Consider the following 10,121-nt stretch of genomic DNA (forward strand, 5'->3'; position numbering starts at 1 on the left):
AATAACAAATAAAAAGCACCTAAACACTACTAATATGTTAGTGAGCTTTTTTGTGTATACTATTTTATTCTAATTAGTCTTTACTAAAAAAGGTTTTATGTATTAAACCTGCTACAATAGCACCTGCAATTGGAGCTAACCAAAACAACCATAATTGCCCAAGATAGTCTCCTCCTTCAGCAAATAATGCTTGGCTAGTAGATCTTGCTGGATTAACAGAAGTATTAGTAATAGGAATACTAATTAAGTGTATTAAAGCTAAAGCTAAACCAATTGCAATTCCTGCAAAGCCTTTTGGTGCTTTAGGATATGTACTACCTAAAATAATTAATAAAAAAAACATAGTCAATAAAAACTCGGCTACTAAAGCAGAAATCATGGAATATCCTCCAGGTGATAATGCATCATAACCATTGGCAGCAAAACCACCAACATCAGTAAAACCAGCTTTACCAGATACAATATATAACAAAGCAGTAGCAGCAACAATTGCACCAACTAATTGTGCAATGATATAACCAGGCAGCTCTTTAGCAGGAAACTTTCCTCCAGCCCAAAGCCCTATTGAAACAGCAGGATTAAAATGCGCACCAGAAACATGACCAACTGCATAAGCCATAGTTAATACTGTTAAACCAAAAGCTAATGACACACCAACAAAGCCGATACCTAAATCCGGAAAGCCAGCAGCAAAAATGGCACTACCACAACCACCAAAAACCAACCAAAAAGTTCCAAAAAACTCTGCAAATAATTTTTTCATAATTTAAATTGTTAAAAAGTTAGAGCATTAAATTATAAAAAAAATAAAGAATTAACCACTTTACATTTATCTAAATAACTTTTTCGTTAAAAAACTGATTTTAATGTTCAAATTAACCTAACAAAAACTATTGAAACGTTAAACATTAACTTGTTTTCGAAAAAACCGTATCTTTGTAATTCTAAAAAAAGCAACTATTTTGAAACTTTTATTACTTACTTTAGGCCTTTTAGGTTTAGGTTTTGCAGGTATTGCAATTAAAATTTGGGCAAAAAAAGACGGTAAATTTGCAGGTACATGCGCAAGTCAAAATCCTATGTTAAATACAGAAGGTGAAGCTTGTGGTTTTTGCGGTAAATCACCAGACCAATTTGAAAATTGTAGCGAACCTCAACACTCGTAATCTATGCTAATACTTGAGGTATTATTCTACAGTTTTGCAACTGTGGTAGTTATTCAAGTATTGTATTATACTTTGATTTTTGGAAATTTTGCATTTTTAAAACACAGTAAAACTACATCTGAAACACCTCCCGTTTCAGTAATTATTTGTGCTAAAAACGAATCAGAAAATATTAAAAATTTTCTTCCAAGTGTTTTAAATCAAGACTATCATAACTTTGAGGTTGTACTTATCAATGACTCGTCTAAAGACGACACTTTAGAGGTTTTTGAAGACTTCAAATCTAAATATGATAATATAAAAATTGTCAATGTTAAAAACATTGAAGCCTTTTGGGGAAATAAAAAATACGCACTATCATTAGGTATTAAAGCTGCTACAAACAATCATTTACTATTCACTGATGCCGATTGTAAACCTTTATCTAAATATTGGATAAAAGAAATGAGTTCTAGTTTTACCGAAACAAACACTATTGTTTTAGGTTACGGAGGTTATAATAAAATCAAACACTCTTTTCTAAACAAACTCATCAGGTTTGAAACCTTATTGACAGCTACTCAATATTTTTCTTATGCTAAAATAGGGTTACCATATATGGGAGTTGGACGTAATTTAGCCTATCACAGAGATGAGTTTTTTAATGTTAATGGTTTTATCAAACACATGAAAGTAAGATCTGGTGATGATGATTTATTTATAAATGAAGTCGCTACATCAAAAAACACAGTCATCCAATACAAAAAAAACAGTTTTACAGTATCTGTTGCCAAAACCAATTTTAAAGATTGGTTTAAACAAAAAAGAAGGCATGTATCTACAGCTAAATACTATAAAACAGAACATCAATTATTGTTAGGCTTGTTTTATATTACCCAAGTTTTATTCTGGACTTTGGGTATTACATTACTTTACACGACTTATTTGTGGCCTTTTGCTTTAGGATTAGTTATTTTAAGATTTTTATGCCAGTATTTAAGTTTAGGGTTTTCAGCAAAAAAACTAAACGAAATAGACACAATATTCTTGCTTCCTATACTAGAAATCACCTTAATTATAATGCAATTTAGTATCTTTATAACTAATAAAATTTCAAAACCTAATTATTGGAAATAAACGACATCATAGACAAAGCTAAACAAAACGATCAAAAAGCGTTTAACTATCTACTACACACTTTTTGGGACCAAGTATATGGTTTTCAATTAAAAAGAATTCAGAATGAAAACGATGCCGAAGATGTCACCATTCAAACCTTTTCTAGGGCTTTTGACAAAATTAAATCTTATAACAACAACTATTCGTTTAGTACTTGGTTAATCACCATTTCAAAAAACATTCATATAGATATTATTAGAAAAGAAAAGCACTCCATTAAACAAGCTATTTCCAGAACTAATAATAATGAAGTTTACAACGTTTTAGACGAAACACCTTCAGTTGAAGACAAACTAATAACGGAACAAAATTTAGCTAACTTATTAAGAGATATTAAAAAGCTAAAACCTCATTACCAAGAAGTTATTCATTTAAGATATTTTCAAGAATTAAGTTATAAAGAAATTTCAGCTCAATTAAAAGAACCTATAAATAACATAAAAGTAAAGTTACTTCGTGCTAAAAAATTGCTTTCTGAAATCATTCAAAAAAGCTAGTTACACTTATAGTTTTACTTAACAATTACTTCCTGAAATTTAAACAAAATACTTCGTATCTTTGCTTATAGAAAATTGCAATTATGAATACAGAAACTGCATCAAATATATTACCAAAAAGAGAACCTAAACCAAAATGGCTGCGTGTTAAATTACCTACTGGTAAAAAATACACAGAACTAAGAGGATTAGTAGACAAATATAGTTTAAACACTATTTGTACTTCTGGAAGTTGTCCAAATATGGGAGAATGTTGGGGAGAAGGTACTGCTACCTTCATGATTTTAGGAAACGTTTGTACTAGATCTTGTGGATTTTGTGGTGTAAAAACAGGTCGTCCAGAGGATGTAGATTGGGATGAACCCGAAAAAGTTGCTAGATCTATTAAAATTATGGGTATTAAACACGCTGTTTTAACAAGTGTTGATAGAGATGATTTAAAAGATATGGGAAGCATTATGTGGGCAGAAACAGTTAATGCTGTTAGAAGAATGAATCCCAAAACAACCTTAGAAACCTTAATACCTGATTTTCAAGGTGAAGAAATGCATATTGACCGTATTATTGATGTTGCTCCAGAAGTAGTATCTCATAATATCGAAACCGTAAAACGACTAACTAGAGAAGTACGTATACAAGCAAAGTACGAAAGAAGTTTAAGTGTACTTAAATACCTTAAGCAACAAGGTCAACGTCGTACAAAATCTGGTATTATGTTAGGGCTTGGTGAAGAGCGTGAAGAAGTCATACAAACGCTACATGATTTACGCGATAACAACGTAGATGTTGTAACTATTGGACAATACCTTCAACCTAGTAAAAAACATTTACCTGTTAAGCGTTTTGTTTTACCAGACGAATTTAAAGAATACGAAGAAATTGGATTAAAACTAGGCTTTAGACATGTTGAAAGTAGCGCATTAGTGCGATCGTCATACAAGGCTCAAAAACACATTAATTAATATGATTACGGTTGCCATAAATGGCTTTGGTCGTATAGGTAGACGCGTCTTTAGATTGCTACATAACAACCCAGAAATAAAGGTGGTTGCTATTAATGATTTAGCTGACACCAAAACACTAAGTCATTTATTAAAATACGACAGTATTCATGGTGTTTTCCCTGCAAAGATATCTGCTAAAGACAATATGATTGTTGTTGACAATCAAGAAGTACCACTGCTAAATCAAACACATCCAAAAACAATTGATTGGTCCAACTTTACGCCTGATTTTGTAATAGAATCTACAGGAAAATTTAAAACCTCAGAAGATTTACAACACCATATAAATAATGGTGCTAAACGTGTTATTTTAAGTGTTCCTGCTATTGAAGATGATATTAAAACTATTGTTCTTGGTGTTAACCAACAAGAATTGGATGGTGATGAAACCATAATTTCTAACGCATCCTGTACCACAAACAATGCAGCACCTATGATTGATATTATCAATCAGTTATGTGGTATTAATCAAGCTTACATAACGACTATCCACTCTTACACAACAGACCAAAGTCTACATGATCAACCTCACAGAGATTTACGTCGTGCAAGAGCTGCAGGACAGAGCATAGTACCTACTACTACAGGAGCAGCTAAAGCATTAACCAAAATTTTCCCTGATTTATCAGAGGTTATTGGTGGCTGTGGTATTAGAGTTCCTGTTGCTAATGGCTCTTTAACAGACATCACTTTTAATGTTAAAAAAACAGTTAGTATTGATGCCATAAACAAAGCTTTTAATAATGCCTCTCACACAAAATATAAAGGCATCTTAGAGTATACTGAAGACCCAATAGTTTCAATTGATATTGTAGGTAATACACACTCTTGTATTTTTGATTCTCAAATGACATCTGTTATAGGTAATATGGTCAAAATTATAGGATGGTATGACAATGAAACAGGGTATTCAAGCCGAATTATTGATCTGATTTTCAATTTATCAGAATAAAAAAAACATTTATCGGATAAATATTTATATTTGTTACATAAATCTAATGAATGAAATTTCAAATTACAAATATTTTAACCTGCTTGATTTTCAGTCTTGTAAGTATTAACATACACGCGCAAGATATCAGTGAAAAACAAAAGGAAAATATTCAAAGTAAAATTAATTTCAATATTAGCTTTGCGCAGACTAACATTGATAATAACGAGTTTTACAAGGCGCAAAAAGATCTTGATGATGCCTTACAATTAGCTAAACAGATAAACGATAACAGAAGCATAGGTTTAATATATTCTAAAATTGGTAAAATTCAATACATTATTGAAGAGCCAATGGAAGCTATGCAATCTTTATCAAAAGCAGTTGAAAAACAACGTTTTGCTCAGGACGATATTAATATTGCCGAAACTTACAAAACCATTGGTAATATTTATTTATCAAGAAAGGAATATGAAAAAGCAATAGACTATTTTAATTCTGCAGAACAAATTTTTGAAAAACATGATCTTTCTGAATTTGAAGCAGAAAGCAAGCTATACATAGGAGAAGCTTTATTTAATTTAGGAAATTACACTGAAGCTAAAACCCAATTTGAAGACGCTAAAGATTTAGCTAAACGCTACAAAAACAAAAAAATATTAAGTAGTGCCTATTTAAGCCTAGGAGAGACGGAAGCTAAATTACAGGACTTTGCAAACTCTGAAATTGATATAAATGAAGGTTTTGAAATTGCAAAACTTGAAAATTTCCCAAACTTAATTAATAAGGCTTACAAAATACTTAGTGACATTCACACCAATAGAGGAGATTACAAAAAAGCTAATACCTACTTATTAAAGCACATTAAGTTAAACGATTCTATTTTAAAAATTAAAAGAAGTTATTTATCTGCAGACAAGAGATTAGACAAACAGTATAGCAGCCCAATTGAGTACCAAAAAGAAAAAGAAGCGGATTTAGAAAAAGAAGCCAGTTCTACTTGGTTAGAAAAATTAACCACCATTTTAAGTATTGCCTTAATTACTATTTTATCTTTGCTTACACTATCACTGTACAAAAACAATAATATTAGATTAAAATCTAATAATATTTTGCATAAAAAAAATGCAGAATTAACTATAGCAATGGAAAAAGCTGAGCTTGCAACAAAAACTAAAGCTAACTTTTTATCTACAGTAACTCATGAGTTAAGAACACCTTTATATGCAGTTACAGGTTTAACAAACATGCTATTAGAAGAAAACCCAAAACAAGCTCAAATTCAACATTTAAAATCATTAAAATTTTCAGGGGACTACTTATTAACCTTCATTAATGACATACTTCAAATTAATAAAATTGAAGCTAATAAAGTTGATATAGAACCTGAGGTTTTTAATCTAAAAAAGAAAGCTGAAAATGTAATTTCAGCTTTAAACAATTCTGCATTAGATAATAACATCAAACTACATTTAGAATATGATGAAACCTTACCAACTAACTTTAATGCTGATCAATTAAAAATTTCTCAAATACTAATAAATCTAATCGGTAACTCCATTAAATTTACTAAAAATGGAGATATATGGATTAGGATTATTAAACACCAACAAGATGGAGATGACTATGTTGTACGTTATGAAGTTGAGGATAACGGAATAGGGATAAGCCAAGAAAAACAAAAAAACATGTTTGAAAGCTTTTCTCAAGGCTCAATTCAAATCAACCGAAAATATGGAGGAACAGGACTTGGACTTTCTATTGTTAAGGGACTAATTGATATTTTAAAAGGAAAAATTTATATGAAAAGTGAACTGGGATCTGGTACCACGTTTTACTTTGAAATACCTATGAAGAAAAGTAACGAAATAATTGTCGAGCAAAAAGCAAATTATTTTAATGAAATTGACGAAATAGAACTTAACAATATTAAAATATTAGTAGTAGAGGATAATAAGATTAATCAAATGATTACAAAAAAAATCCTTAACAAAATGAAACTATATTGTGATGTAGTTGATAATGGTGAAGATGCAGTAGACAAAGTTAAAAACACTAAATATGATGTGGTTTTAATGGATATACACATGCCAGGAATTAGTGGTATGGAAGCCACAAAAATCATCCGAACTTTTGATACCGATTTAACTATTTTTGCATTGACTGCTGTTACCATTGAAGACAAGATGCAAGAATTTGATGATGCTGGATTTACAGACATAATCTCTAAACCTTTCAAACAAGAAGATTTTGAGAAAAAACTTTACAATGCCTTAAATTTATCTGATAGCACTGCTACTTAATTGCAAAACTTTTTACTGCATCATCAAATTGCTGTTGCTTATCTAAGGTTAAATGTATTGGCAAGTACCACAATTTATCATTTAACATAAATTCATCTTTTAGACGCATATAATCTTTTTCAGTAGTTAATATACATTCTAATTTTGATAAATCTGTAAGATCCTTTTCGGTAAACGTATGATGATCTTTATACTCTAAGTGTTCAAAGTTAAAACCTTCATTATTTAAAAACTTCACTAAAGGCTTAGCATTAGCAATTCCGGTTACTAAAGTAAAAGGCAACATTGCACTAAGTGCTTTATTACCATTTTTACTAAAAACAGTAGTACTATAATTTATATTACTAAAAAATATTTGTTGATGTTGTTGTGGTTTAATTTTAGATTTTATTTTTTCTTTAACTTCATTATCTAAATTATTGGGACATTTTGTAACTACAATTAAATCTGCACGTTTAACTCCTGCTCTGGGTTCGCGTAAATTACCAGTTGGTAAAACAATATCTTTATAATACAAGTTATTAAATGTAGTTAATAAAATAGTAAAACCTGCTGTTACTTTTCTGTGTTGGTAGGCATCATCTAAAACAATAACATCAGGTTTAATATTATGCTGTAATAGCTTATCTATACCTTCTCTTCTATTTGCATCAACTGCAACTAAAACAGTTTCTTTAAACTTATTGTAAAACTGAAAAGGCTCATCACCTAAATCTAATGCAGAGGACTTTGGATTACCAAGAACAAAACCTTCACTTTTCCTACCGTAACCTCTACTTAAAGTTGCTAATTTTACGTCGTCTTTTAATAAGCGAATTAAATATTCAACCATAGGTGTTTTTCCAGTACCTCCAGTACTTAAATTACCAACACATATAACAGGAAAATCGTAAGATTTTGTAGACTTCCAACCTTTATCATACATCAAATTTCTAAACCAAGTCACCAAGTAATAAATTGGAACAATAGGTAATAAAATAGAGCGTAAAAATTTCATTTAAACGATTTAAAAATTAAAACATATGACTACTACAGTTAACATAATGTAGCTTATAATAATAGTAACGAAAGTAAATATTTTATATTTGTTTTAAATAATAAAGACAAAAAAGTATGTTGATTAAAGACCTTATTAATCATATTGAAGACATCGCTCCTTTAAATTATGCCGAAGATTTTGATAACGTTGGGCTATTAGTAGGTGATAAAAACACTAAAATTACTAATGTACTTGTAACATTGGATACTCTAGAAGCTGTAGTTGATGAGGCTATAGCCAAAAACTGTAATTTTATACTAAGCTTTCATCCTATAATATTTAAAGGATTAAAAAGTTTAACAGGAAAAAATTACGTCGAACGTACAGTACTTAAAGCCATAAAAAACAATATTGCAATTTTTGCTATTCATACTGCCCTAGACAACGATATAAACGGAGTAAACGCTATGCTTTGTAACCAATTACAATTAATTAATCAAAACATACTAATTCCGCAAAAGCAAACCATAAAAAAGCTTACAACTTACGCTCCAAAAAATGAAGCTGATACTTTAAGACAAACTTTATTTAAAGCAGGAGCAGGACAAATAGGTAATTATAGTAATTGTAGTTTTAACGTTAATGGTGTTGGTACATATAATGCAAACTCCAATGCAAATCCATCTAAAGGAAGCATTGGAACCGATCATAACGAAAGTGAAACACAAATTACAATAACTTTTGAAAGACATTTAGAAAGTAAAATACTAGCCACATTATTTAAAAATCACACGTATGAAGAAGTTGCATACGAGATTACAACTATTGAAAATACAAATCAAAATATAGGAATGGGAATGGTTGCCGAACTAGAAACGCAACAATCTGAAACAGAATTTCTAAACTATTTAAAAGATAAAATGAAAGTTTCTCACATTAGACATTCACAATTACTAAATAAACCAATAAAAAAAGTAGCAGTACTTGGTGGTTCTGGCAGTTTTGCTATACAAGCAGCAAAAGCAGCAGGAGCGGACGTTTTTGTAACTTCAGATTTAAAATACCATGATTTTTTTCAAGCAGAAAACAACATTTTATTAGTAGATATTGGACATTATGAAAGCGAACAGTACACAAAAAACGGTTTAGTAGCAATACTTACAAAAAAAATTCCTAATTTTGCATTCATTTTATCGAAAACAAATACCAATCCTGTTAAGTATTTTTAAAATATGGCAAAGACAAAAGAAGTAACCGTAGAAGAACGTCTAAGAGCGTTATACGATTTACAATTAATAGACTCTAGAATTGACGAAATAAGAAACGTACGTGGAGAATTACCTTTAGAGGTTAGTGATTTAGAAGACGAGGTTACAGGATTAAAAACTAGACTAGAAAAATTAGAAGATAGTTTAAGCTCTGTTGACGCTGAAATAATTGCCAAGAAAAACTTAATTGAAGAATCTAAAGCTTTAATTAAAAAATACTCTGAACAACAACAAAACGTTAGAAACAACAGAGAGTTTAACTCTTTATCTAAAGAAGTTGAGTTTCAGGAACTAGAAATTGAATTAGCTGAAAAGCATATCAGAGAATTTAAAGCTCAAATAGAGCAGAAAAAGGAAGTTATCGCTAAAACTAAAGAGCATAACAAAGAGCGTGAAACACACTTAAAACATAAAAAGAGTGAGTTAGATGCTATCCTAAAAGAAACTGAAAAAGAAGAAAAAGCTTTAATAGAAAAGTCTGAAGACTATAAGAAAAAAATTGAAGCTAGATTAGTTAAAGCATACAACCGTATCAGAGCTAACGTAAAAAATGGTTTAGCTGTAGTACCAATCGAAAGAGGTGCTTCAGGAGGATCATACTTTACAATTCCACCACAAGTACAAATGGAAATTGCTGGACGTAAAAAAATTATTACGGATGAGCATAGTGGACGTATCTTAGTTGATGCAGCTTTAGCTGATGAGCAAAAAATTAAAATGGAAAAAATGTTTTCTAAATTAGTATAACATTTTCAAATTATAAAAAAAGCTTATCACTGTAAGGTACTTTTTTGATGCGTTCATTAGCTTTACTT

At 30.3% G+C, this 10,121-nt stretch carries 10 protein-coding genes; 8 read left to right on the forward strand and 2 right to left on the reverse strand.

Translation table 11 applies throughout. The features are described 5' to 3' along the window. Nucleotides 1–73 precede the first annotated feature (73 nt). On the reverse strand, nt 74–763 hold the full coding sequence (gene aqpZ / locus ITB9_RS08155; RefSeq protein ID WP_054851839.1) for an aquaporin Z: 690 nt from the start codon (nt 761–763) through the stop codon (nt 74–76). A gap of 199 nt (nt 764–962) precedes the next feature. On the opposite strand from aqpZ, the gene ITB9_RS08160 reads away from it, so the two are divergent. From ITB9_RS08160 to ITB9_RS08185, 6 genes are all read left to right on the forward strand, one after another. Further along, nucleotides 963–1,166, forward strand: coding sequence for a hypothetical protein (locus tag ITB9_RS08160; RefSeq protein WP_028289631.1), 204 nt, complete (start codon nt 963–965; stop codon nt 1,164–1,166). A gap of 3 nt (nt 1,167–1,169) precedes the next feature. Continuing rightward, complete coding sequence (locus ITB9_RS08165) at nt 1,170–2,282, forward strand: glycosyltransferase (protein ID WP_054851840.1); 1,113 nt, start codon at nt 1,170–1,172, stop codon at nt 2,280–2,282. Further along, nucleotides 2,273–2,821 (forward strand): RNA polymerase sigma factor, encoded by a 549-nt coding sequence (locus ITB9_RS08170; RefSeq protein ID WP_054851841.1) that lies wholly within the window; start codon nt 2,273–2,275, stop codon nt 2,819–2,821. The genes ITB9_RS08165 and ITB9_RS08170 overlap by 10 nt, the downstream gene beginning before the upstream one ends. 83 nt (nt 2,822–2,904) lie before the next feature. Continuing rightward, the gene (lipA, locus tag ITB9_RS08175; RefSeq protein ID WP_054851842.1) at nt 2,905–3,783 is read left to right on the forward strand and encodes a lipoyl synthase; all 879 of its coding nucleotides are present in this window, start codon (nt 2,905–2,907) and stop codon (nt 3,781–3,783) included. Nucleotide 3,784: 1 nt separating this feature from the next. Further along, a complete protein-coding gene (gene gap / locus ITB9_RS08180) occupies nt 3,785–4,777 on the forward strand; it encodes a type I glyceraldehyde-3-phosphate dehydrogenase (RefSeq protein WP_054851843.1) in 993 nt (330 codons plus the stop codon). 50 nt (nt 4,778–4,827) lie between these two features. After that, nucleotides 4,828–7,059 carry an ATP-binding protein gene (locus tag ITB9_RS08185; protein WP_054851844.1) on the forward strand — a complete coding sequence of 744 codons (2,232 nt, stop codon included), beginning with the start codon at nt 4,828–4,830 and terminating at the stop codon, nt 7,057–7,059. On the opposite strand, the gene lpxK is transcribed toward ITB9_RS08185, so the two are convergent. Further along, entirely contained in the window at nt 7,052–8,056 is a 1,005-nt protein-coding gene (gene lpxK, locus ITB9_RS08190) for a tetraacyldisaccharide 4'-kinase (RefSeq protein ID WP_054851845.1), read from the reverse strand. The genes ITB9_RS08185 and lpxK overlap by 8 nt on opposite strands. Nucleotides 8,057–8,172: 116 nt before the next feature. On the opposite strand from lpxK, the gene ITB9_RS08195 reads away from it, so the two are divergent. Then, nucleotides 8,173–9,267, forward strand: a complete 1,095-nt coding sequence (locus tag ITB9_RS08195; protein WP_054851846.1) for a Nif3-like dinuclear metal center hexameric protein — start codon at nt 8,173–8,175, stop codon at nt 9,265–9,267. A gap of 3 nt (nt 9,268–9,270) precedes the next feature. Further along, nucleotides 9,271–10,053, forward strand: a complete 783-nt coding sequence (locus ITB9_RS08200; protein WP_028289623.1) for a zinc ribbon domain-containing protein — start codon at nt 9,271–9,273, stop codon at nt 10,051–10,053. Nucleotides 10,054–10,121: the final 68 nt, after the last annotated feature.

This window comes from Olleya sp. ITB9, from assembly GCF_001315805.1.
Classification (GTDB): Bacteria; Bacteroidota; Bacteroidia; order Flavobacteriales; family Flavobacteriaceae; genus Olleya; species Olleya sediminilitoris.